22 protein-coding genes are annotated in these 23,186 nt (G+C 62.1%); 11 read left to right on the top strand and 11 right to left on the bottom strand.

Features of this window, described 5'->3' with window-relative positions:
* Positions 1-16: 16 nt before the first annotated feature.
* The 8 genes from HFX_RS07485 (at position 17) to HFX_RS07450 (ending at position 7,875) form a co-directional block, all read left to right on the top strand.
* On the top strand, positions 17-934 hold the full coding sequence (locus HFX_RS07485; protein ID WP_004056925.1) for a 1,4-dihydroxy-2-naphthoyl-CoA synthase: 918 nt from the start codon (positions 17-19) through the stop codon (positions 932-934).
* Between the two features lie 79 nt (positions 935-1,013).
* Positions 1,014-2,237 carry an ABC transporter substrate-binding protein gene (locus HFX_RS07480; RefSeq protein WP_004056926.1) on the top strand — a complete coding sequence of 408 codons (1,224 nt, stop codon included), beginning with the start codon at positions 1,014-1,016 and terminating at the stop codon, positions 2,235-2,237.
* Between the two features lie 2 nt (positions 2,238-2,239).
* On the top strand, positions 2,240-3,169 hold the full coding sequence (locus tag HFX_RS07475; RefSeq protein WP_004056927.1) for an NAD(P)/FAD-dependent oxidoreductase: 930 nt from the start codon (positions 2,240-2,242) through the stop codon (positions 3,167-3,169).
* Positions 3,170-3,304: 135 nt separating this feature from the next.
* On the top strand, positions 3,305-4,201 hold the full coding sequence (locus HFX_RS07470; RefSeq protein ID WP_004056928.1) for a 1,4-dihydroxy-2-naphthoate polyprenyltransferase: 897 nt from the start codon (positions 3,305-3,307) through the stop codon (positions 4,199-4,201).
* On the top strand, positions 4,201-5,229 hold the full coding sequence (menC, locus tag HFX_RS07465; RefSeq protein WP_004056929.1) for an o-succinylbenzoate synthase: 1,029 nt from the start codon (positions 4,201-4,203) through the stop codon (positions 5,227-5,229). The genes HFX_RS07470 and menC overlap by 1 nt, the downstream gene beginning before the upstream one ends.
* Before the next feature lie 100 nt (positions 5,230-5,329).
* Entirely contained in the window at positions 5,330-6,133 is an 804-nt protein-coding gene (locus HFX_RS07460; RefSeq protein WP_004056930.1) for an enoyl-CoA hydratase/isomerase family protein, read from the top strand.
* A gap of 127 nt (positions 6,134-6,260) precedes the next feature.
* Positions 6,261-7,007 carry a ThuA domain-containing protein gene (locus tag HFX_RS07455; RefSeq protein ID WP_004056931.1) on the top strand — a complete coding sequence of 249 codons (747 nt, stop codon included), beginning with the start codon at positions 6,261-6,263 and terminating at the stop codon, positions 7,005-7,007.
* 109 nt (positions 7,008-7,116) lie between these two features.
* Positions 7,117-7,875, top strand: a complete 759-nt coding sequence (locus HFX_RS07450; protein ID WP_004056932.1) for an SDR family oxidoreductase — start codon at positions 7,117-7,119, stop codon at positions 7,873-7,875.
* Between the two features lie 287 nt (positions 7,876-8,162).
* On the opposite strand, the gene HFX_RS07445 is transcribed toward HFX_RS07450, so the two are convergent.
* Positions 8,163-9,038, bottom strand: a complete 876-nt coding sequence (locus HFX_RS07445; RefSeq protein ID WP_004056934.1) for a hypothetical protein — start codon at positions 9,036-9,038, stop codon at positions 8,163-8,165.
* A 502-nt stretch (positions 9,039-9,540) separates the two neighbouring features.
* Between HFX_RS07445 and HFX_RS07440 the strand changes: the two genes are divergently transcribed.
* The gene (locus HFX_RS07440) at positions 9,541-11,073 is read left to right on the top strand and encodes a response regulator (RefSeq protein WP_004056935.1); all 1,533 of its coding nucleotides are present in this window, start codon (positions 9,541-9,543) and stop codon (positions 11,071-11,073) included.
* A gap of 36 nt (positions 11,074-11,109) precedes the next feature.
* Here HFX_RS07440 and pyrI read toward each other — a convergent pair whose 3' ends face one another.
* The 5 genes from pyrI to gdhB form a co-directional block, all read right to left on the bottom strand.
* A complete protein-coding gene (pyrI, locus tag HFX_RS07435) occupies positions 11,110-11,577 on the bottom strand; it encodes an aspartate carbamoyltransferase regulatory subunit (protein WP_004056936.1) in 468 nt (155 codons plus the stop codon).
* Positions 11,570-12,487, bottom strand: a complete 918-nt coding sequence (gene pyrB / locus HFX_RS07430; protein ID WP_004056937.1) for an aspartate carbamoyltransferase — start codon at positions 12,485-12,487, stop codon at positions 11,570-11,572. The genes pyrI and pyrB overlap by 8 nt, the downstream gene beginning before the upstream one ends.
* Before the next feature lie 182 nt (positions 12,488-12,669).
* Positions 12,670-13,923 (bottom strand): Glu/Leu/Phe/Val family dehydrogenase, encoded by a 1,254-nt coding sequence (locus HFX_RS07425; RefSeq protein WP_004056938.1) that lies wholly within the window; start codon positions 13,921-13,923, stop codon positions 12,670-12,672.
* 110 nt (positions 13,924-14,033) lie between these two features.
* The gene (locus HFX_RS07420; protein ID WP_004056939.1) at positions 14,034-14,873 is read right to left on the bottom strand and encodes an HpcH/HpaI aldolase/citrate lyase family protein; all 840 of its coding nucleotides are present in this window, start codon (positions 14,871-14,873) and stop codon (positions 14,034-14,036) included.
* Between the two features lie 114 nt (positions 14,874-14,987).
* Entirely contained in the window at positions 14,988-16,274 is a 1,287-nt protein-coding gene (gene gdhB / locus HFX_RS07415) for a glutamate dehydrogenase GdhB (protein WP_004056940.1), read from the bottom strand.
* Between the two features lie 223 nt (positions 16,275-16,497).
* Between gdhB and HFX_RS07410 the strand changes: the two genes are divergently transcribed.
* Complete coding sequence (locus HFX_RS07410) at positions 16,498-16,959, top strand: MaoC family dehydratase (protein WP_004056941.1); 462 nt, start codon at positions 16,498-16,500, stop codon at positions 16,957-16,959.
* A 113-nt stretch (positions 16,960-17,072) separates the two neighbouring features.
* Here the strand turns inward: HFX_RS07410 and HFX_RS07405 are convergent, their stop codons facing one another.
* From HFX_RS07405 to HFX_RS07390, 5 genes are all read right to left on the bottom strand, one after another.
* Positions 17,073-17,432, bottom strand: a complete 360-nt coding sequence (locus HFX_RS07405) for a DUF5658 family protein (RefSeq protein ID WP_049917410.1) — start codon at positions 17,430-17,432, stop codon at positions 17,073-17,075.
* 223 nt (positions 17,433-17,655) lie between these two features.
* Positions 17,656-19,404: an acyl-CoA carboxylase subunit beta gene (locus tag HFX_RS07400; protein ID WP_004056943.1), complete on the bottom strand. Its 1,749-nt coding sequence runs from the start codon at positions 19,402-19,404 to the stop codon at positions 17,656-17,658.
* Between the two features lie 116 nt (positions 19,405-19,520).
* On the bottom strand, positions 19,521-20,414 hold the full coding sequence (locus tag HFX_RS07395) for a class 1 fructose-bisphosphatase (RefSeq protein WP_004056944.1): 894 nt from the start codon (positions 20,412-20,414) through the stop codon (positions 19,521-19,523).
* Positions 20,414-20,548: a hypothetical protein gene (locus tag HFX_RS20485; protein ID WP_269321952.1), complete on the bottom strand. Its 135-nt coding sequence runs from the start codon at positions 20,546-20,548 to the stop codon at positions 20,414-20,416. The genes HFX_RS07395 and HFX_RS20485 overlap by 1 nt, the downstream gene beginning before the upstream one ends.
* Positions 20,549-20,740: 192 nt before the next feature.
* Positions 20,741-21,886: a helix-hairpin-helix domain-containing protein gene (locus HFX_RS07390; RefSeq protein ID WP_004056945.1), complete on the bottom strand. Its 1,146-nt coding sequence runs from the start codon at positions 21,884-21,886 to the stop codon at positions 20,741-20,743.
* 115 nt (positions 21,887-22,001) lie between these two features.
* On the opposite strand from HFX_RS07390, the gene HFX_RS07385 reads away from it, so the two are divergent.
* On the top strand, positions 22,002-22,862 hold the full coding sequence (locus tag HFX_RS07385; RefSeq protein WP_004056946.1) for a 3-hydroxyacyl-CoA dehydrogenase family protein: 861 nt from the start codon (positions 22,002-22,004) through the stop codon (positions 22,860-22,862).
* The last annotated feature ends 324 nt before the right edge of the window (positions 22,863-23,186 follow it).

Below are 23,186 nucleotides of genomic sequence, written 5' to 3'. Positions count from 1 at the left end.
CGCGCCGCCACTCGATATGGTCTCTGAGATTTTCGACCCCGACCGCTGGGAACCGGTTGACGGCTCTGAGGCGTTCGACGACATCACCTACCACCGCGCCGTCGACATTCCGGCGGTTCGAATCGCATTCGACCGACCGGAAGTCCGAAACGCCTTCCGTCCGGGAACAGTTGACGAACTCTACGCTGCGCTCGACGACGCACGCAAGCGCGCCGACGTGGGCTGTGTTCTCTTGACCGGAAACGGCCCCTCGGAGAAAGACGGCGGCTGGGCGTTCTGTTCCGGCGGCGACCAGTCAGTTCGCGGTGGCTCGGGCTACGAGTACCGCGACGACGACGAGGCCGACGTGTCCGACGACCCGCTCGTCCGCGAGGCGAAAGCCGGGCGTCTGCACATCCTCGAAGTCCAGCGACTCATTCGCTTCATGCCCAAGCCGGTCGTCGCCGTGGTTCCGGGCTGGGCCGTCGGCGGCGGCCACTCCCTGCACGTCGTCTGCGACATGACGCTCGCCTCCGAGGAACACGCGAAGTTCCTCCAGACCGACCCCGACGTGGCCTCCTTCGACGGCGGCTTCGGCTCTGCGTACCTCGCCAAACAGGTCGGCCAGAAGAAGGCCCGCGAAGTGTTCTTCATGGGCAAGACCTACTCCGCCGAGGAAGCCGTGGACATGGGAATGGCGAACGAGGCGATTCCCCACGAGGAACTAGAGGACGTGGCGCTGGAGTGGGCCGACGAGATGACGAAGAAGTCGCCGACGGCGATGCGGATGCTCAAATATGCCTTCAACATGACCGACGACGGCATGGTCGGCCAGCAGGTGTTCGCCGGCGAGGCGACCCGACTGGCCTACATGACCGAAGAGGCTCAAGAGGGCCGCGATGCCTTCCTCGAAAAGCGCGAACCGCGGTTCCGCGAGTACCCTTGGCACTACTGAACGCGCCAAGCGTGTCAGCGTATTTTTAGGCCCGCCAAAAATTAGAAAACGTCTTATACATTTAGGGTAGCCTAAACCCATGGAAGATAACTCTACGGGCCGAAAGAAACTGACGCGACGCAACTGCATGCGGTACGGGGGTTCAGTCCTCGGCGCTGGGCTTCTCGCGGGCTGTACGTCCGATTCGTCGGGAGGCGGCGAGTCAGCAGAGACGACCACGGCGGCCGAGACCGCGACTGAAACGGACGCTTCGACGGCGACCGAGACGGCAGAGGAGGATACGTCGTACTCGGTGACGATGGCACCGACTGGCGAGGTCACATTCGAGTCGGTTCCCGAGTCGTGGATTGCCTACGACGGCGGCTACGCCGACATGGGTGTCGCGCTCGGCGGCGGCGACAGCATGACCGGTATCGGCGGTGCGGGCCGGTACTACAGCTACGTGTACGACGAACTCCCGGGCGTGAGTATCGACCGCGAGCGAATAGAGCAGAACCAACTGTCGGACAGCGACATGTCAAAGGAGATATTCTACGAGTTGGACAACGAAGTCCACCTGATGGACCCGGAGATGCTCGTCAACTGGTTCGGCTGGAAGCAGGAGGACGTCGACGAAATTTCCAAGAATGTCGCACCGTTCGTGGGCAATCTCATTTTCCGCCGCGAAGACGAGTGGCACGACTACCGGTACTACACCCTCTACGAGGCGTTCGAGAAGGTCGCTCAGCTCTTCCAGGAAGAAGAGCGCTACGAGGCGTTCAAGGCGCTCCACGACGAGTTCATCGCCGACATCCAAACGCAGCTTCCGCCAGCGGACGAGCGACCGAACGTGTTGCTCGTCTACGCGGGCAGCGACCAACCCGAGGAGTTCTCGCCGTACCGGCTCAATGACCAAGGGACGAGCAAGAAGCAGTGGCACGACCTCGGCGTCAGCGACGCGCTGGCTGGAACCGGCGTGAAGGGGCTGAGCACCACCGACCGCGGGAAAATCGACTACGAAACCATGCTGGAAATCGACCCCGACGTGATTCTCCTGCGTGCTCACGAACGCAAGTCGGCGACCGAGTTCCGCGACACGGTGCTCGACTTCATGCAGTCGCACCCGGTCGCGAGCGAACTCAAGGCGGTCAAAAACGAGCGCGTCTACCGCGGTGGCTATCTCTTTCAGGGACCGATTCAGAACCTGTTCCTAACCGAGCGCGGCGCACAGCAACTGTTCCCCGACGTGTTCGGTGAGGTGACCAGCGATACCCAACTGTTCGACCGACAGCGGGTCGCCGACATCGTCAACGGAAACTTCTGAGTATGTCCACAAGCGAGAATCACCAGTCGACGGAGTACAACGACTTCGATTACGATGTCGTCATCGTCGGTGGCGGCCCGGCAGGCTGTTCCGCGGGTGTGTTTACGGGACGCTACGGTCTCGATACCGTCATCTTCGACCGCGGTCGCTCGTCGCTTCGGCGCTGTGCGTATCTGGAGAACTATCTCGGCTTCCCCGCGGGAATCGATATCGACACACTGTACGGGTTGATGCACGACCACGCCGAGGAAGCCGGGTGCGAACTCGTCTCTGACCTCGTAGAGGAAGTCTCACAGGCTGAAACGGGTTTCACCGTCACGACGCAGGACGGCCGAACCGTCACCGCCGGACGCGTCATCGCGGCGGCCAGATACGGCGGCGAGTTTCTCAAACCGCTCGGCGACGACGAGATGTTCATCTCCTACGAGTACGAGGGTGAGGAACGCGAGCGATTCAACCGCGACTACGCCGACGAAGACGGGAGCACGCCGTTCGACGGCCTGTACGTCGCCGCGCCGGTGACTGGAATCAACGCGCAGGCGATTATCTCGGCCGGCCACGGCGCGCGAGTTGCCCGAACAGCTATCGCCGACTTCCGTCACGAACACGGCTATCCCGAGGAAATCGCGGGCCACTGGGACTGGATGCGGCGCGAGGCGGAACTCGACGGCGACCGGGACGACTGGCGCGAGTGGTTCGACAGTCGGGTCCCGGACGACTGCGAACTCGACGAGGCGGAACTGCACGACCTTCGTGAGGCCGACATTGACCGGCGACTTTCGACGTACCTCTCTGAAGAGGAAGTCGAAGCGCGAGCGGCGCGCGGCCACGAACGGCTCGCGGAACACCTCGATATCGGCGTCGAACGCGATGACGACGCTGACGCCGATTCCGACGCGGAAAACGCCGCCGATTCCGGTTCCGAAGACTGATTTCGACGCCGAACTGCCGTAGTCCCCCACTTTTCCCCGGCGTCGAACGGTTTTCGATAGGAACTTACTCACTGCTTCGGCCCTCGTATGCAGATAATGAGCACGCAGGACATCTCTCGCACGAAGGCGTGGGTGATGGCGTCGCGGCCGCAGACGCTTCCCGCGGCCGCCGCACCCGTTCTCGTCGGCACGGCCCTCGCCGTCCACGCCGGCAAATTCGCCCCGCTTCCCGCGCTCGCGGCGCTCGTCGGAGCGCTGCTCATCCAAATCGGGACGAACTTCGCTAACGACTACTACGACGCGATTCAGGGCGCTGACACCGAGGCACGCGAAGGCTTCACGCGCGTCACCGCGGGCGGACTCATCCCCCCGTCCGAGGTCAAACGCGCTATGTACCTCACGTTCGCTGCCGCCATCCTGCTCGGCACCTACCTCGTCTACGTCGGCGGCGTTCCGATTCTCGTCATCGGGCTCCTCTCTGTCGCGTCCGGCATCGCCTACACCGGCGGTCCGTACCCGCTCGGCTATCACGGTCTCGGCGACCTGTTCGTCTTCATTTTCTTCGGTCTCGTCGCCGTCGTCGGGACCTTCTACGTGCAGGCCGTGAGTTTTCTCGCACCCTTCCCGGTCGGGATTCCAGAGGGAACCGTCACTCTCGTCGCTATCGTTGTCAGCCTCCCAATCGCGGCGCTCTCGACGAACATCCTCGTCGTGAACAACGTCCGCGACAAGGAGGAAGACGCGACCACGGGCAAGCGGACGCTCGCGGTTCGATTCGGCTACGGCGTCGCCCGCGGCGAGTACCTCGCGATGCTCGCACTCGCCTACGCGGTGCCGTTCTACCTCTGGTCGCGCTCCGGGTTCGAGTGGTTCGTCCTCCTACCGGCCCTCTCGATGCCTATCGCTGCCCGCATCGCCCAGACCGTCATGACCGAGACGAAAGGCGAGAAGCTCAACCCGGCGCTAGAGGATACTGGGAAACTCCTCGCGCTCTACGCCGTCCTCTTCTCGGTCGGTCTCGTTCTGGCATAATGGAGCTTCAAATTCGCGAGTTCTCGGTCGACCTCCGACAGCCGCTTTCCACCGCCAAGGGCGATATCGAGCGCCGCGAAGGGTTCCTCGTCGCGGTCGACGCCGCGGGAACGACGGGCATCGGCGAAGCGACCCCTCTTCCGGGCTGGACCGAATCACTCGCCGAGTGTGGGGACGCACTCAACTCAGTTTCGGACCCGAAGCGTGCACTCGCAGACGGTTCCCTCGCCGACGCACCAGCAGCCAGACACGCCGTCTCGCTCGCCCTCGCAGATGCCCGCGCCCGCGCCGCGAACCAGCCGCTTGCGACGACACTAGACACCGATTCGCACACCTCGTTTCCGGTGAATTCGACACTCGGTGACGCGGGTCTCGAATCGACCGTCGAAGCCGCGAAAACAGCCGTCTCGCAGGGCTACGAGTGCCTGAAAGTGAAGGTCGGTGCGCGGGACCCTTCGGAAGATGCCGACCGTCTTCGAGCCGTTCGCGACGCGGTCGGTTCCGGCGTGTCGATTCGGGCCGACGCGAACGCCTCGTGGGACCGCTGGACCGCCGACCGATTCCTCGATGCGGTCGCCGATGTCGACCTCGAATACCTCGAACAGCCGCTTCCCGCGACGGAACTCGACGGCCACGCGGTCCTCCGTCGACTCCACGACACGCCCATCGCGCTCGACGAATCGCTTGCCACCGTTTCTCCCAAGCGAGCGATTGCTTCGAACGCGGCGGACGTGCTCGTCTGCAAGCCAATGGCGCTCGGCGGCCCCGACCGAGTCCGCGACGTGGCCGCACGCGCCCGAGACGCGGGTGTTGGCGTCGTCGTCACCACGACTATCGACGCCGTTGTCGCCCGACTTGGAGCACTGCACGTCGCCGCATCGTTGCCCGACAACCGCGCACACGGCCTGGCGACCGCCTCGTTCCTCGATGGCGACCTCGCAGACGACCCTGCGCCCGTTCGGGACGGAACGATGCGTGTCCCGGATGCGCCGGGACTCGGCATTGACGTGACCGACGTCTTCGACTGAGACTGGCCGCCACAAACTGTTCAACTGAGACCTCCCGCCCGCTCCGTTCAACTCTCCACGGACCAAACGTTTTTCACGATTCTGCACGTCTGCGTCGAAGATGACTGAGGTCGAACTCGATGCTGACACAGTCCGACTCGATATTGACGCAGGCGTCGCGACAGTGACGCTCGACGCCCCAGAAACTCGAAACGCGCTTACTGTTGACGTGACGGCCGGGGTGCGCGAGGCGCTCGCGTCGCTCCCGGACGACGCCAGATGCGTTGTGCTCCGCGGGAGTGAAGGTGCATTCTGCGCCGGTGGCGACGTGAACGCGATGATGGAACTTCAGGCCGACGCGATGGCGCTCCCCGACGCTGTGGACCATATCGTCCACGACACCGCCGACTGCGTCCGTCGAATCTACGAGTGCGACCTCCCGACTATCGCCGCGATTGACGGCGCGGCCGTCGGCGCGGGTGCCTCGCTCGCAATCGCCTGTGACCTCCAACTGCTTCGCGAAGACGCCCACATCGGATTCGGCTTCCGCCGCGTCGGTCTCGCGGTCGATTCAGGTCTCTCGTATCTGCTGCCCCGACTCGTCGGGCAAAACGTGGCGATGGAACTCGTCTACACGGGTGAACTGCTCGACCCGGAGCGGGCGTTGGAACTCGGCGTCGTGAACCGCGTCGCCGCCGTGGACGAGTTCGAAGCCGAACTCGACGAATTGACGGAACGCATCACCAGCGGGCCGACGAAGGCGCTCACCGCCTCCAAGCGACTGCTTCGCCGACCCGACGACTCCATCGACGCGGCCATCGAACACGAAGCGGCGGCACAAGCCGTTATTTTCGAGACCGAGGACCACGCCGAGGGCGTGGAGTCGTTCATGGCGCGTCGAGAACCGGAGTTCGAAGGTCGGTAAGGAGGAAGTCTATTTTGACTCGCCCTGAATCGTTCGACCGGCGTAACAATCTGTCTCGTTACCGACCCTGTGTGAGTACGGTTCTCTGAACGGTGGCTACTTGACCGACTCCCGTGTTGAAGCCGACATGAGCGAGGACCTCACCGTCACCGTCTGGAACGAATTCCGACACGAGAAGGAAAACGACGACGTCGCCGCAATCTACCCCGACGGAATCCACGAGACCATCGCCGACGGTCTCCGCGATGCGGGCTACGACGTGAACACCGCGACACTCGACGAACCCGAGCACGGACTCTCCGAATCGGTCCTCGAAGAGACGGACGTGCTCGCGTGGTGGGGCCACAAAGCCCACGAGGAAGTCGGTGACGACATTGTCGACCGCGTGGTCGAGCGCGTCCACGACGGGATGGGTCTGCTCGTCCTCCACTCGGGCCACTACTCGAAGCCCTTCAAGCGCCTGATGGGGACGACGTGTTCGCTCAAGTGGCGCGAAGCGGGCGAAAAAGAACGCATCTGGACCGTCGAACCCGGCCACCCCATCGCCGACGGACTTCCCGAGTCCTTCGAGGTGCCGCAAGCCGAGATGTACGGCGAGCGCTTCGATATTCCCGCACCGGACGAACTCGTCTTCCTCTCGTGGTTCGAAGGCGGGGAAGTGTTCCGGAGCGGGTGTTGCTACACTCGCGGGGAGGGTCGCATCTTCTACTTCCGACCGGGACACGAGACGTACCCAATCTACGACCAACCCGAAATTCGAACCATTCTCGCGAACGCTGTCGACTGGGCAGCACCCGGCGACGGCCCGGACCCGTACTTCGGGAACGCAGACCCGATCGAAGACCTCGACGGAGTTGGTCGCTGCACCGACTGATTTTCTGGTACAGAACTATCAATTGAACAAAGGTTATAGTGGCAAACGTTCAACTAGTTCACTGCGGCCTCGGCGACTCGAAGTACGATTGCCAGGTCGCGTTAATATCATGAAGGGAATCGAAGGAAAAGTCGCCCTCGTTACGGGCGCTGCATCTGGTATCGGACGGTCGACTGCGCTGCGCTTTGCGGAAGAGGGTGCGAAGGTTGTACTCTCGGACGTACAGGTTGACGCGGGACAGGAGGTAGTCAACGAGATAGAGCAAAACGGCGGCGAAGCCGTGTTCTTCGAGGCCGACGTTTCGAAAGAAGCGGACGTCTCTGACCTCGTCGACGAGACGGTACGTGAGTTCGGCGGACTCGACTTCGCGCACAACAACGCGGGTATCGAGGGAACGCCCAACTCCATCCCGGACATGCCTCTGGAAGATTTCCAGCAGGTCGTCGACATCAACCTCACCGGCGTCTTCCTCGGTATGAAGTACGAGATTCCGCATCTCGTCGAGAACGGTGGCGGCGCAATCGTCAACACGTCTTCGGTTGCTGGGTTGACCGGTACGCCGAACCTCGCGCACTACTACGCGACCAAACACGGCGTTATCGGCCTGACCCGCTCGGCCGCCCTCGAAGTCGCAACCGAGGATGTCCGCGTCAATGCCGTCTGTCCGGGGGCCATCGAGACGCCGATGATAGACCGCGCTGCCGCCGACAACGAGAAAGTGAGAGAGGGCCTCCTCGCGAGCGAACCGGTCGGTCGCTTCGGAGAACCCGAAGAGGTCGCAAGTGCCGTCGTCTACCTCTGTTCCGACGACGCGTCGTTCGTCACCGGACACCCGATGGTCGTCGACGGCGGGTTTGTCGTCCCGTAACCGGACACCTTGCGAACTGGACCCTGAGTTTTCATCTCGGACGCGTCCCGGATTTTTCACACCGACAACCGGCGACTGTTCCGTGTCCGAAAAAGCGCCGAGTGCAATAAGTACCCACAGTCCTCAATAAACTAACATGGCACAATCGTCGGGTGGACAGCGACTCATGTTCGTCCTGTTCGCGGTCGCAACGCTCATCTTCCTCCTCGGTATCGTCGTTATCGGCTTCCTCTCTGGCGCGATTTGAATCACGCCCCTTCGGCTCTGCGTACCCCTGTGTATCGAACTCAGCGGGTCGCGTCGTCCGGATGGAAGGTCTGTCCGCGCTTTTTGTCCGCGGTCATCCGGCGGAGCGTCGCCGCCGCGTTGCTCGCGTCGTAGCCGAAGAGTACGTCGTCCGCGTACTCGTCTGCGACTTCGACCGCGTGAATGAGGTCGTCGACATCGACGTTGACGGCGTACAGTTCGAGCGAGAACGCCACGTCGTAGGGGTCGAGAAGCGAGATGAATCCCTTGGCGATAGTCTCTAACCAGTACGTCGTCCCGTAGTACGTATCGTAGAGCGGGACGACGAACTCGTCGACGAACTCTGAAAGCGCCTCGATGTCGAGGCCCGCCCGGCGGTAGAGGTGGCCGGGATAGGGGTCGGGGTAGAGGGTGAGATAGACGCGACCGGGGATTCGCTCGGCGGCCTCGGCGACGAAGTCGGTGATGACCTCGGCGCGCCACTCGAACCACGCGTCTTCGTCGTCGGCGTCGCGGTCGTGTTCGTCGGCCCACGTCTCGAACTGACTCGTACACCGGTCACATTGGCAGTACTCGTCGCGGGGGAAGCCAACGTCGTCGAGTCGCACGTCCCGGTTTTCTGCGGCGGCGTCGTCGATGATTTCGAACAGGCCCGCGCGGTACTTCTCGTTGGTCGGGCAGATGTACGCCCAGTCGAAGTAGGTTCGGTCCCGCGTCGCCAGATTCCCTTCGCCGTCGACGGGGACGAGGTCTGGACTCTCGTTTGCGGCGGCGTTGTCGCCGAAACACGAAATCATGTTTACGGCGTTCGGAAGCGGCGCGGCCGCCCGTCCGGTCACGTCCTTGACCTCGTAGAACCCGCGGTCGAACTCGGGCCAGTCGACTTCGTCTGCGTTGCGCGTGACGACCCCGTACATGGTTCCGCTTTCGCGTGGCCGTCGGGTAAGTCGTTCGTTCTCAGGCTTCGGAAGGATGGATAAGACGCGAACCGAGAATTGAAATCGGTGGATAGTCGGCCATATAACTCACAACATTCGTGGCGGTGTATCTTCTTTCGTGTGGCGGTGTATTCACTCTTAGAGCTGCAGTTGTGGAACTCGGTCGAGGGTGACCGAGCGATAAACGAATGGGGGAAGTTACTCTTCGATCTCGACTTCGACGGTCTCTCCATTGCCGGAGAAGACAGTGTATAGGAGTGCGACGAGTGCCAGTACCAAGACGAGTTTCGCCTTCTTGGACATATTCTGATTTACGACGGCACGACACTAATTGATTACGACATGATTTCAACACGATTGGTTCTGGGAGTCCGACCAACGACTCGAATTTGACTTGATTACGGACCCGAGTAAACAACCACAGAAGCATTATCACTCTGGGAGACATTCACTAACTTGCACAATTCGTGCTTGATTCTGTATGTCCTTCGACTCGTCACTTCGTATCCTCTCGGTCGGCGGCGGCCGAGAAATCGCCCGTGCTGTAGAGCATGCCGTAACGCGGGTGACGGTCGAAACCGCCGAGACATTCGACGCTGCGTGCTCGGCACTCGATGCGGACAGTCCGTTCGACTGTCTCGTCCTGACTGAGACGCTTCCGGACGGCGATGGCTCGTCACTCCTCCGAGAGATTCGAGCGTCGGAGTCGGACCTCCCGGTCGTTTTTCTGGCGGACGAACCCACGTCACAGTCGGTGACTGAACTCGTCGACTTGGGTATCTCGGGCTACCTCAAGAACGACGACCTCGACCCGGAGACCGAACTCGCTCCGCGCGTCGGACGCCTTGCACGCCAATACCGAGTCGACCAATCGACCCGAGTTTCGGTCACCGAAAGCGGGGAGGTAGACAATAGAGAGTGGGTCGTCGAAGATGCACTCGACGCGCTCGACGACGTGTTCTACGTCTACGACCAGTCCGGAAGGCTCGTCTCGTGGAACAGTCGCTTTAGCGAACTCACCGAGAAATCCGACGAGGAACTCTTCGGAACGCCCGCCGAGTCGTTCTTCGAAGAGGGCGACCGAGAAGTTGTCAAGCGGGCAGTCAACCAAGTGCTGGAGAACGGGGAGACAGTCTTTGAAGCCCGACTACCGACGACGAAGGGAACGATACTGTTCCAACTTACCGGACACCGACTCGTCGCTCCGGACGGTACAGTCGTCGGTTTCTGCGGAGTCGGTCGCGACATCACGGTACTCCGTCGACACGAAGAACAACTCGCTCGGCAAAACGAACGCCTCGACGAGTTCGCCCGCGTCCTCTCGCACGACCTTCGAAATCCCCTTTCTATCTCGACGGGCTTTCTCGACCTTGCACGACAGCAGAACGACTCGGAGTATCTCGAACGGGTCGCAACCTCGCTGGACCGGATGAGTGAAATCGTCAACAACGTCTTGAAAGCGGCACGGCGGGGGACCACAGTTGTCGAGTTCTCACCGGTCTCGTTCGAAGGCATCGTCGGACAGGCGTGGGATACCGCTGACACGGGTGATGCGACACTCGTTATCGACTCGGAGCAAATAATCCATGCCGACCCCGGACGCCTCCAGCGACTGTTCGAGAACCTCTTTCGAAACGTCGCTGACCACGCTGGTACGTCGCCGACGGTAACTGTCGAGGTTCTGGACTCGGAAGACGGATTTGCGGTCGAAGACGACGGCAACGGCATCGACTCCAGTATCGCTACTCAGGTGTTCGAACCCGGATTTACGACCGCACCGGACGGAACGGGGTTCGGACTCGACATCGTCCGGTCGCTGGCTGAGGCTCACGGTTGGTCTGTTTCTGTTGTCGACAGTTCGTCGGGCGGTGCTCGCTTCGAGTTCGACGGCGTCACGTTCTCCGATACAGACTGCGATGACGCGGACTTCGACGGTTTAGACTACATCGATACGGACCGCGACACCGACAACGTGGACGAGAGTTCTGACGAATCTGAGCCAAGCAAAACGTAAGCGTCGATTAGTTGACGTCGAGAGTGGTTTCGACGATTAGTTGACGTCGAGGTTGGCTGCGACTTCGTCTTCGCGGACGATGGACTCGCAGTAGTCACAGCGGACGCCGTCCGAGAGGACCGTAAAGCGGGAGGTAATCGGTTCGTCGGCGTTGGTGATGCAGTTGCGATTCGGACAGGAGATGATGCCCGTTACGACGTCTGGGCGCACGACACGGTTCTTCTCGATAACGTCGTAGTCGCGGACGATGTTGATGCTCGCCGCCGGTGCGATAAGCGAGATCACGTCAACTTCCGACTGGCTCAGTTCGCGGCCTTCGACCTTGACGATGTCCTTGCGGCCAAGACGGTCCGAGGGGACGTTCATCCCGACCGAGACCGCCTCACCGCTCGTGCCGTCGATGCCGAGAATGGCGAGGACGTTGAGCGCCTGTCCGGCGGCGACGTGGTCGATGACGGTTCCGTTTTGAATCTTCGAGACGCGGAGTTGGTGGTCGTCAGTCATCGGCTTGTGAGAGGAGGATGTCCAGAAGCGCCATCCGAACCGGGATGCCGTTGTGAGCCTGTTCGAAGTACGTCGCGTGGTCGGTATCGTCGATGTCGGGCGAAATCTCGTCCACGCGGGGAAGCGGGTGCATGACGGTGAGGTCGTCGGAAGCGGCCTTCAACGTCTCAGCATCGATTTGGTACTGTCCCGCGACCTTTCGGTACTCGTTTTCGTCGGGGAAGCGCTCGCGCTGGATACGCGTCACGTAGAGCACGTCGAGTTCGGGGAGCACCTCGTCGAGTTCGGTGTGTTCCTTGACCTGCGCGCCCGAGGCGTGGAGGTCGTATCGAACGTTTCGGGGGAGTCGGAGACTCTCGGGGCTGATGAAGTGCTGGCTGGCGTCGAAGTTCGTCAGCGCCTCAGCGAGGGAGTGAACCGTCCGCCCGTATTTCAGGTCACCCATGATGCCGATGGTGAGGTCGTCGAGTCCGGCGTTCTCCCGAATGGTGTAGAGGTCGAGGAGGGTCTGGCTCGGGTGCTGGCCCGCGCCGTCACCGGCGTTGACGAGGGGTACGTCGACGAACTCGGCGGCCATCGTAGCCGCGCCCTCACTCGGGTGGCGAAGCACGAGGGCGTCCGCGTAGCCTTCGACCACGCGGACCGTGTCGGCGAGCGTCTCGCCTTTCTTGACTGACGACGACTCGACCGGTCCCATGTCGACCGTCTGGCCGCCAAGGCGTTTCATCGCGGTGTCGAAGCTCATTCGAGTTCGCGTGCTCGGCTCGAAGAAACAGAGCCCAAGAACCTTTCCGGCGTGTCGTTGCCGGAACGCAGCCGTGTCGTCGTCGATTTCGGCCGCGCGGTCGAGCACCGCCTCGATGTCCTCCCGCGAGAGGTGTGCCGCGGAGATGAGGTGGTCCTGACGCATCGATGAAGTAGCAGACCTACACCGACTTGAATCTCCCGGCATCGTCCGAAAGGTGTGATATACAAAACCATGCACAAAAAGAACGAACCACGAATCCGAAGTGGCGGGTAAAAACCCACCATGGTAGTGCTGTTAGCCGCCCATCGTGAGTGACCGAACGCAGGCAGTCGGTGCCGACGTTCTCAGGGCCAGTTGCCGCTGGAGTCGTACGCGTCGACGACGCGCTGGATTGCGACGACGTACGCCGCGGTACGGAAGTTCGGCAGGTTGTGCGTCTCGTAGGCGTCCACGAGGTTGTCGAACGCGTCGACGATGATGCGTTCGAGTTCGTTGTTGACGCGCTCTTCGGTCCAGTAGAAGCGCTGGCGGTTCTGGACCCACTCGAAGTACGAGACAGTGACGCCGCCGGCGTTGGCGAGGATGTCGGGAAGCACGTGCACGTCGCGCTCGGTGAGGACTTCGTCGGCCTCGGGCGTGAGCGGGCCGTTTGCGGCCTCGACAATCATGTCGGCCTGAACGTCACCGGCGAGGTCGCCGTCGATGGCGTTTTCGAGCGCCGCGGGGACGAGCAGGTCCACGTCGAGCGTGAGCAGTTCCTCGTTGGTCATCGCTTCGGTGCCCTCGTAGTCGGAGACGCTTCCCGTCTCGTTCTTGAACTGCTTGACGGCGCGGGCGTCGATACCGTCGGGGTTGTAGACGGCACCGGAGGAGTCGGAGACAGCGACGATGGTTGCACCGAGGTCCTCGATGAGCTTCGCGGCGACGGACCCGGCGTTCCCGTAGCCCTGTACGGCGACGGTTGCGCCTTCGATGTCGCGGTCGAGGTAGTCGAACGCCTCGCGAGCCGTGAGCATCGTCGAGCGTCCAGTCGCCTCGACGCGACCCTCGCTGCCGCCGTTCGAGAGCGCCTTGCCCGTGATGACACCCGGTGCGGTGGTGTTTTCGAGGGTCTCGTAGGTGTCTTTAATCCAGTTCATCTCGCGCTGGCCGGTGTTCACGTCGGGCGCGGGGATGTCGCGGTCTTCGCCGATAAGCGGGCGGAGTTCCTTTGCAAACGCTCGCGAGATACGTTCGAGTTCGGATTCGCTGTAGTCCTTAGGGTCGATGACGATGCCGCCTTTCCCGCCGCCGTAGGGGATGTCGACGACGGCGCACTTGTAGACCATCCAGCCCGAAAGCGCCTTTACCTCGTCGCGGGTGACGCCCGGGTGGTATCGAATACCGCCTTTGTACGGCCCTCGGTCGCCGTTAAACTGCGAGCGGTAGGCGCGGAAGACGCCGACATCTCCGTTATCCATCTCGACAGACAGGTTTGTTTCGAGGACTCGCTCGGGATTTTTCAGACGTTCGATAACGTCACCACGAACATCGAGGTAGGCTGCTGCGTCGTCGATTTGCTCCTGCAGACTCTCGAATGGATTCGCCTCTTGTGCCATGACGTAATACGCTCCGGGCACCCGTTTAAGCGTAGCGGAATTTTTACCATACGATAATGATAATATCTGTGCCCATTGGTAATAGGTGTCATTAAACGCCGGGCGGCGAGTTAGTACGATTCGTCGGCGCGGTCGAGGATATTTTCGGCTTGCTTGACCAGCGGTGCGTCTATCATCTCGCCGTCGACGCCGAAGACGCCGCGACCGTCGGCCGCCGCCTCGTCCCGGGCGCGAAGGACCTTCTTCGCCCATCCCACGTCCTCGGAGTCGGGTGAGAACGCTTCGTTGATGATGGGGACCTGTGCGGGGTGAATCGCCAGCTTCCCGTCGTAACCGAGTTCCCGGCCGAATTGGGCCGCTTCACGGAGTCCCGCATCGTCCTGATAATCGACGTGGAGCGTGTCGATGGCGTCGACCTCTGCGGCGGCGGCCGCGACGACGACGCGCTCGCGGGCGTAGAGAACCTCTGTTCCGGCGTCGGTACGGGTCGCATCTACGTCGGCCGCGAAGTCTTCCGCCCCGAAGATGACGGCGGTAGTGTCGGCGGCAGCGGCCACGTCGGGGGCGGCGAGGACGCCCGCAGCGCTCTCGATGATGGCGATGACAGGACAGTCGGCACCGACTTCCCGGGCAGCGCTGGCGACGCGTGTCACGTCCTTCGAGCTCGTCGCTTTTGGGACGACAAGCGCGTCCGGCGGGTGGCGGTCGCACACGGCGGCAATATCGTCGAGACCGGTCTCACCCGGATTCACTCGAACCGTCACTTCGGCGTCGGGGTCGAAGTCGGGGTCCGAGAGGACGTCGGTGACAGCTTCTCGCGCCTCGTCTTTTCGCTCGGGAGCAACGGCGTCTTCGAGGTCGAACACCAGCACGTCCGCCCCCGCTTCGGGTGCTTTTCGCATCAGTTCTGGTCGGTCGCCAGGTGAAAACAGGACGCTTCGTCGTGGCATAGTGAGTGGAGTATCGTTCGGCGCTGCCAAGAATGATACCGTTCAGTTGTCTGAACAAAAACGATTCGTCAGCGGGGAGGTGATTCGCCGTCGGTTACGGCGTCAACGGTCGTTTCAGGGCCAGAGGCCGCGGTGCTCGTGGGCGGCCGCAACGCGCTTGAGCGCGACCATGTACGCGGCGTCGCGCCACGTCACGTCGTACTCTTCGACCTGCTCGCGGACGGCGTCCCACGCGCTGAGCATCTCGGTCTCCAGTTCCTCGTGGACGCGGTCGAGCGACCACGAGCGGTGGTTGAGGTCCTGCAGCCACTCGAAGTAGCTCACGGTGACACCGCCGGCGTTGGCGAGGATGTCGGGGACGACCGGAATGTCGCGTTCTTCGAAGATTTCGCCCGCTGCGGAGGTCGTCGGACCGTTGGCACCCTCGACGATGAGATTCGCCTGCACGTCGTCGGCGTTTTCGGCGGTCAGCACGTTGCCGATGGCCGCGGGGATGAGCACGTCGACGTCGAGTTCGAGGAGTTCCTCGTTGGAAAGCTTCTCCGGCGCGTCGTACTTCATGACGGCTTCGGGTTCTTCCTCGTGGGTCGGCACGTCGTGGGTGTCGAGACCCTCGGGGTCGTAGATTGCGCCGTTCACGTCGGAGACGGCGACGACCGTCGCACCGGAGTCATCGAGGAGGCGCGCAGCGGGGGCACCGACGGAACCGAAGCCCTGCACGGCGACCGTGGTGTCTTCGATGTCCCAGCCGAGATGGTCGATGGCTTCGCGGGCGATGATGGCAACCGAGCGACCCGGCGCGGTGTCGCGGCCCTTACTGCCGCCGACGACTGGTGGCTTGCCCGTGACGACGCCAGCTTGCGTCTCGCCTTCCTGCATCGAGTAGGCGTCCATGAACCACGCCATCGTCTGGGCGTCTGTGCCCATGTCAGGCGCGGGGATGTCTTTCGTCGGGCCGATGAAGGGTCGGAGTTCCTCGGCGAAGCGGCGGGTGAGACGCTCTTTCTCGTCGGTCGAGAGGTCCTTGGGGTTGACGACGATGCCGCCTTTCCCGCCGCCGAAGGGGATGTCCATCACGGCGCACTTCCACGTCATCCACATCGAGAGACCGATGCACTCGTCTTCGGTCACATCCGGGTGGAAGCGGAGGCCGCCCTTGTAGGGGCCGCGGACGCTGTCGTGCTGTGCGCGGTATCCGGTGTACACGGCCGTCGAGCCGTCGTCACGTTCGAGGGGAACCGAGACGCGGTGAACCTGGTTTGGGTGGTGAAGACGCTCGATGACGCCAGGGTCCACGTCGAGGTGTGCCGCCGCGCGTTCGAGCTGTCGGCGGGCCGTTTCGAGGGCTGTCTCTTCCGTCGGTTCGTCGTCCGTCGAGGTGGATGGTGCTGCGGATGCCATAGTGCATTCGTGCCGGTTGCTTCCCGGCGAAGCCAGTCGACAGGGGTGCTGTCTCACGCCATCGCCGACCGTTATTTCCGTAGTCAGCAGGCGCTTTCGCATTCCTCGACGGTCGGTAATTATAATGGTTGTTATCTGATTTCGCTCGGGGCAATAGTTGTCATGCACCGCGACGCCGGCTTCGACCGGTACGATTTTATCATGGTCTTACACATCCTCGGCTATGACCGGTCTGTACTACGAGGAGTTCGAGGTCGGCCAGACTATCGAACACGAAAAGCGCCGCACCGTCTCCGAGTCGGACAACCAGCAGTTCTGCGATATGACGATGAACCAGCAGCCGCTCCACCTCGACGCCGAGTTCGCGTCCGAGACGCAGTTCGGCGAGCGGCTGGTCAACGGTCTCTACACGATGAGTCTCGCCGTCGGCCTCTCGATTCCCGACACGACCGACGGAACCATCGTGGCGAACCTGAGTTACGACGACGTGTCGCATCCGAACCCGGTGTTCCACGGCGACACGCTCCGCGCGCAGACGACCGTCCTCGACAAGCGCGAGACCTCCGACGGCGAACGTGGCGTTGTGACGATGAACGTCGAGGTGTTCAATCAGGACGACGACCTCGTCTGTGAGTTCGAGCGGACGGCGCTATCGCTGAAAAAAGAGTTCGTGGACGCCGAGTGAGTTGTCATGGCTGTCTCGTCCGTAGCCGAGGTTATCTCACCTGTAGCCGGGGTTGTCTCACCTGTATCCGTGACTGTTTCGTCTGTAGGAACGGAACGCGGTCGCCCAGTCGCCTAGCCAAATATCGTGACGAGGATGAGTTGCGTATTCATCAACCCGGCGACACCCCAGGGGACGGCGACGCTGATTGGTATCGCCGCGCGATAACGAGTTGGGAGCATCTCCCACGCGACGAGAGCGACCGCGAGGACGACGAGTTTCAATAAGAGCAGTGACCCGACCGGCCCGAAACTCGGAATAAGCTTGATGACGACCGGATTCAGTTCCGTCAATCCCTGTCCAAGCCCGTACAGCGTCGTTAACACGTCGAGGACGAGCGCCAGCATGGTCACGAGCCAAAGGCCGTGGTCACCGTGCACTACATCTGACAGAAGTTCCTGTATCATCCCGGCCCGGGGGATTTCGTGACTCATGATGGACGAACCGACAGACGAGCACCCCCCGAATGGGAGCGTGTCGACCTGCGATACAACGTATCGAGTCGCGTCCATCCTCAGTACAAACTGCTTAAGTCAATTATTTAGACAGTAACTACCGGCGAAACCGGTGCGTAACGCGGAGCAGATTGCAGAAATACAGTACGAGTTCGGTTGGCTGTTGGGCTGCCTACCGCTCACCCGACTCCCGACACCCCGTTCAGAGAACGGTGCCGTGTTTCTTGTCCGGGAGCGACTTGTCCACGTCGGCGTAGAACTCGAAGCGGTTGACGAGTTCCTCGCGGAGGCTCGACGGCGGGACGATTTCGTCGATAACGACTTCGCTCGCCATCCGGTGAGCGTCGATATCCTCGCGGTACTCCTCGCGGAGTTCGTCCTCGCGCTGTTTGCGCTCCTCGGGGTCGTCGATTGCGGCGAGTTTGTTCGCGTAGACGGCGTTGATGGCCGCTTCCGGACCCATGATTCCGATTTCTCCCGATGGGAGTGCGATAACGCTGTCTGGGTCGTAGGCGGGTCCACCCATCGCGTAGATGCCCGCACCGTAGGCCTTGCGGACGATGACGGTCTGTTTGGGGACCGTCGCCGACGACGTGGCGTAGATGAACTTCTTCCCCTTCTCAAGAATGGCGTCCTTTTCGACCTGCGACCCGGCCATGAAGCCCGGCGTGTCACAGAGATAGAGCAGCGGAATCTCGTAGGCGTCGCACGTCCAGATGAACTCTGCGGCCTTCTCCGCGGCGTCGGGGAAGATTGCGCCCGAGCGCTCGGTTGGCTGGTTGGCGACGATACCAACCGGGCGGCCGTCGATTCGCGCAAACGCGGTGACGATTTCCTTGCCGTAGTCGGGTTTCAGTTCGAACACCGATTCGGCGTCGACGACGCGTTCGATGAGGTCGTGGGCGTCGTAGGGGCGGTTCGGCGACTCGGGGATGAGTTCGTCGATACCGCCGGGGGAAAGCCGCGGTGGCTTCGGCTTCGAGCGCGGCGGTTTCTCGCCCGCTTTGTCCGGAAGGTACGTGATGAGTTGCGAGACGAGTTCGCGGGCGTGCTGCTCGTCGCGGGCGACGAGGTCGGCGCTGCCGGACTCTTGGGCGTGCATCTGCGCGCCGCCGAGGTCCTGCATGGAAATCTCCTCGCCGGTGACCATCTTCACCATGCGCGGCGAGGCGATAGCCATCGCGGACATCCCCTCGACCATGATGGTGAAGTCGGCGAAGACCGGGGTGTACGCCGCACCGGCGATACACGGCCCGTAGAGGACGCAAATCTGCGGGACGTAGCCCGAGAGCATCGAGTGGTTGTAGTAGTATTTCCCGATGCCCTCGCGGTTGGCGAAGAAGCCGGTCTGCTGGTCGATACGGCCGCCGGAGGAGTCCATCAGGTACAACACCGGCTTGCCGGTCTTGAGCGCCCGCTGTTGCATCCGGAGGAACTTCTCGACGCCGCGGCTGGCCATCGACCCGGCCTTGACGGTGAAATCGTTGGCCATGAAGTGCAGGTCGCGGCCTTCGAATGCCGCGGCACCGGTGAGGAGACCGTCTCCCGGCAGGCGGGTGTTCGGGTCCGCCTCGTCGACTTCGGGGGAGTTCTCGTGCCACGAGTCGAAGTTGGCGAATTTCCCGTCTTCGAACTTCAGCCCCTCGGGGAACCAGAGGTCGAGGCGGTCGCGGACGAACAGTTTCCCCGACTCGGGAAGCCGGTCTTTGTACTTCTGCGGACCGCCGCCGAGAATGTCGGCGATTTCCTCGCGGAGCGTTTCTTCCCGTTCCGTCGGATGTACGTCGTCGGCATCGAGCGGGAAGGCGTCCGCGGGCGGTTCGGCATCCGCCACGGATTCCTCGCCATCGCCAACGAAGACGTTTACGTCCGTGCCGAGGTGTCGAGCCAGCGCGCTCGCGATGGCTTCGGCCTCGTCACCAGTCGCGCCGTCGCCGATTCTGACCTTCATACTCTGGGATGCGTCACCGTATTCAAAATGGTTTTCCATGTATGATTCGACGAACGACCAGAAAATCGGATACCGCCAAGCCGTGCCGTCAGTCGAGAACGGATGCAGCCAGTAACTCAGTCAAGCGCCGATTCGAGTTCCGTCACGAGGTCGGTGTTTCCGATGTAAAGCGGGGTGCGCGCGTGGAGTTCGTCCTTGTCAACGTCTAGAAGCGACTTCGTGCCGTCAGACGTGGCACCGCCGGCCGTCTCGATGACGTAGCCGATTGGGTAGCCTTCGAACTGCACGCGGAGTTTGCCTTCAGGTGCCGACTGAAGCGTCGGGTAGCTGAAGATGCCGCCGTAGGTAAGAATCTGGTTCACGTCGCCAATCATCGACCCACCGTAGCGGAGCTTTCGCGACGCATCCTGTTCGACCTCGCGCGCGAACGCTTCGAAGTCGTCGGTCCAGTCGGGGACGCGACCGCCGAAGCCGTAGACGGTTCCCTCCTCGGGAAGTGTGATATCCTCTCGAACGAGTTCGTAGCTCGAATCGTCGTAGACGACGTACTCGTTGACGGTGCCGTCGCGGGCGACAATCATCGTCATGACGGGTCCGTAGAGGACGTAGCCGGCGGCGACGAGGTCGCGGCCGTGCGCCGGAAGCGGCCCGTCGTAGACGGCGAAGATGGTCCCCATGGTGTTGTTCGGCTTCAGGTTCGACGAGCCGTCGAGCGGGTCGAGTGCGACCGACAGCGAGCCGTTACCCACGTCGATGGACTCGGGTCGCTCCTCGCTCGCGTATTCGCCGACACCCTCTAGCGCACCGATTCGCTCGCAAAGCAGGTCGTCTGCGAACACGTCCGCAGCCATCTGCGTCTCGCCGCTCGGGTTTTCTTCCTCGGCGGCGACGCGGCGGCCCGGCAGCCCCGTTCGAATCTCGGGGGCGGTGCTGGCGATGACATCGACAACTTCGTCGATAGTCCGAATCTCGTGTGCCGTGTCTGCGGTGTTGATGTCTTTGGTCGCCATTACAGACACCCCTCGGAGGGACCGCGAGACGTGCGCGCCACGGTTCCATCGAGACGGGAACCGAGACCGGAGGCTGTCGGGGACGTAGAGACCGCCTGCGGGGAGGCGACGGTCGTGTCGGAACCGGACATCATCTGGTTCAAGATGGTGTAACCCAGTATATAAAAACTACGTCTAGGGCGCTTTGGAGATTATGCCGAATTTTGCGTTTATGGAGGTCCTAACCAAATATTACGGCAATTTGTGCCATGAATAGAACTTACTACATATATAGTAAATGTTCGGAGGGTCGTTCGCTGGCGACCTCCGCCGATTTGCCGGTTGCCTCACTCCATCGCGTCACGCGCTTGTGACTTCCACGCGCTAACGACGGTCGGGTCGATTTGGAGTGCATCTGCTACGTGTTCCGGGTCCGCGGTGGCGAGTCGCCGGACGGAGCGGACGCCGGCCTCGGCGAGTAGCTCGGCGTTGTCCTCGTCGATTCCATCGAGCGTCGTCAGCGGCTCCGGCTTCGACCGCTCGCGCCACGCGACCTCAGCAGCAAGCGCGTCTCCGGACCCGTCAGCCGACGTATCGGCTTGTCCGCGCGGCGTCCAGTCGCCCCCTCGGTTCGGGCTGTCCCCTTTCGTTTCTGTGTTCCCGGTTGGTGTCCAGTCCTCCGACTGGGTCGGGGTTTCATCGTCTGACGACTCCGTCCCCGTGGGTGTCCAGTCGCCGTCCCGGTTCGGCCCGTTCGACGCCGCAGTCTGCCCCGTGGGCGTCCAATCACCGGACGACTCGTCTGCGTCATCGGCGGACCCCCAATCGCCGGAACTCGCGGCGACCCATTCGCGTTCGTCGTCTCCCAACCCCCGAACCTGCGAGGACCGGCGGTCCAGGTCGTCTCCCGACCCGAACGACCACGACAGCGAGTGCCAGCGTCGAATCTTCGCCGCGACGCCGGAATTGACGCCGGCCTCGACGAGGTCGCGGTAGCACACTTCCCCGTCGACGATGGCTCCCGCGTCGATGTTCGACGCGGAGAGCGCGTCGGCCGTCGCTGGGCCGATGTACTTCAGGTCTTGTAGCCCGCCCGGAACGGCGTCGGGCGCGTCGTACGGACGCGGTCTGAGGAGGTGCTCTATCGCCTCGTCGGTGTCCGTGGGAAGTTCGTCAGTTTCGGCTGCGTACTCGCCGTATTCCGGCGAATACTCACCGGGCTCGATTGCGTACTCGTCAGTATCGGTTGGTTGCTCGTCAGTATCGGTTGGTTGCTCGTCAGTGTCCGTTGCATGCCCGTCGGCATCCGTCGGATGGTTGTCCGAATCGTTCAGACCCCCATCCGAATCGGTCGGACCCCCATCCGTGCCGGCCGGTTGTTCGTCTGTCTCTGTCGACTGTTCGTTGGCGTCGTTTAGGTGATCCTGCACGTCCCCCATTCCCCCTTCAGCGCCGCCGCCGTTGTGTTTGCCCGTGTCATTCGCGCCAGTCACCGTTGCATATCTCCATTTCGGCCCCGAACTTGAGCGTTTCCGTGATAGTCACGAGTTTGTCACTATTTTGGACGCTTCGGCAAGTTTTACCTCGCCACCTTGCGCAGTGCTGCACATGCACGGTACGAACGACATTGACACGGTGGGCGTCGTCGGCGCTGGAACGATGGGTAACGGAATCGCGCAGGTCGCCGCGATGAGTGGCTACGACGTGATTATGCGCGACCTCAAAGACGAGTACGTCGAGAACGGTCTTTCTGCCATCGACGACAGTCTCTCGCAGTTCGTCGAGAAGGAAAAGATGACCGAGGACGAAGCCGAGGCGACGAAAAACCGCATCCTCGGAACGACCGACCTCGAAGACCTCACCAAGTGTGACCTCGTCATCGAGGCGGCCGTCGAGAACATGGACATCAAACGCGACATCTTCGCGGACCTCGACGAAATCGTCCCCGAAGGCGTCGTTCTCGCGACGAACACGAGCACCCTCTCGATTACGACTATCGCGGCCGCGACGGACCGACCCGAACTGGTCGTCGGGCTTCACTTCATGAACCCCGTCCCCATCATGAAGGGCGTCGAAGTCGTCCGCGGCGAGAAGACCGACCCCGAAGTCGTCGAGTTTGCCCACGAGTTCTCCGAAGACCTCGGCAAGGAGACGTGGGAATCCGACGACAAACCCGGGTTCGTCACCAACCGCATTCTCATGCCGTGGCTCAACGAGGGTATCCGCGCCTACGACGAAGGCGTCGCCTCGAAGGAGGATATCGACCGCGGCATGACCCTCGGTACGAACGTCCCGATGGGCCCGCTCACCCTCGCCGACCACATCGGTCTCGACATCTGTCTCGACGCCTCCGAGACGCTCTTCGAGGAACTCGGCGACCGCTACAAACCGGCGTACCTGCTCAAGCGCAAAGTCGCCGCTGGTGACCTCGGTAAGAAGACGGGCAAGGGCTTCTACGAGTACGAGTAGACGACGCGCGCCGACACGGCGGCAGTTCGACTACGACCTTTTTCGGAACTTCATCACGCCGGCCCCAACCACGCCGATGACGAGAAACAGCCCGCCCAGTCCGGTAAGCGCCACTGCTAACCCAGACACCACCTACGACTCGGCGTTGGCGACGTAAGCGAGAAGCGCCCCGGCCACAACCCCACCGACGAAGCGGACGAACTCGGGCGACGAAAATCCTCAGCGGGCATGCCCGACCATTCGCCGTGAGAGGGACGAAACTGTTGTCCCGCGGAGGGGAAGCCTATCAGTTCTGAAATTCCGCACGAACCATTTATTCGTGGC

Origin of the sequence: Haloferax mediterranei ATCC 33500 (assembly GCF_000306765.2) — an archaeon.
Taxonomy (GTDB): domain Archaea; phylum Halobacteriota; class Halobacteria; order Halobacteriales; family Haloferacaceae; genus Haloferax; species Haloferax mediterranei.
This window is presented reverse-complemented; position numbering and strand designations above follow the sequence as displayed.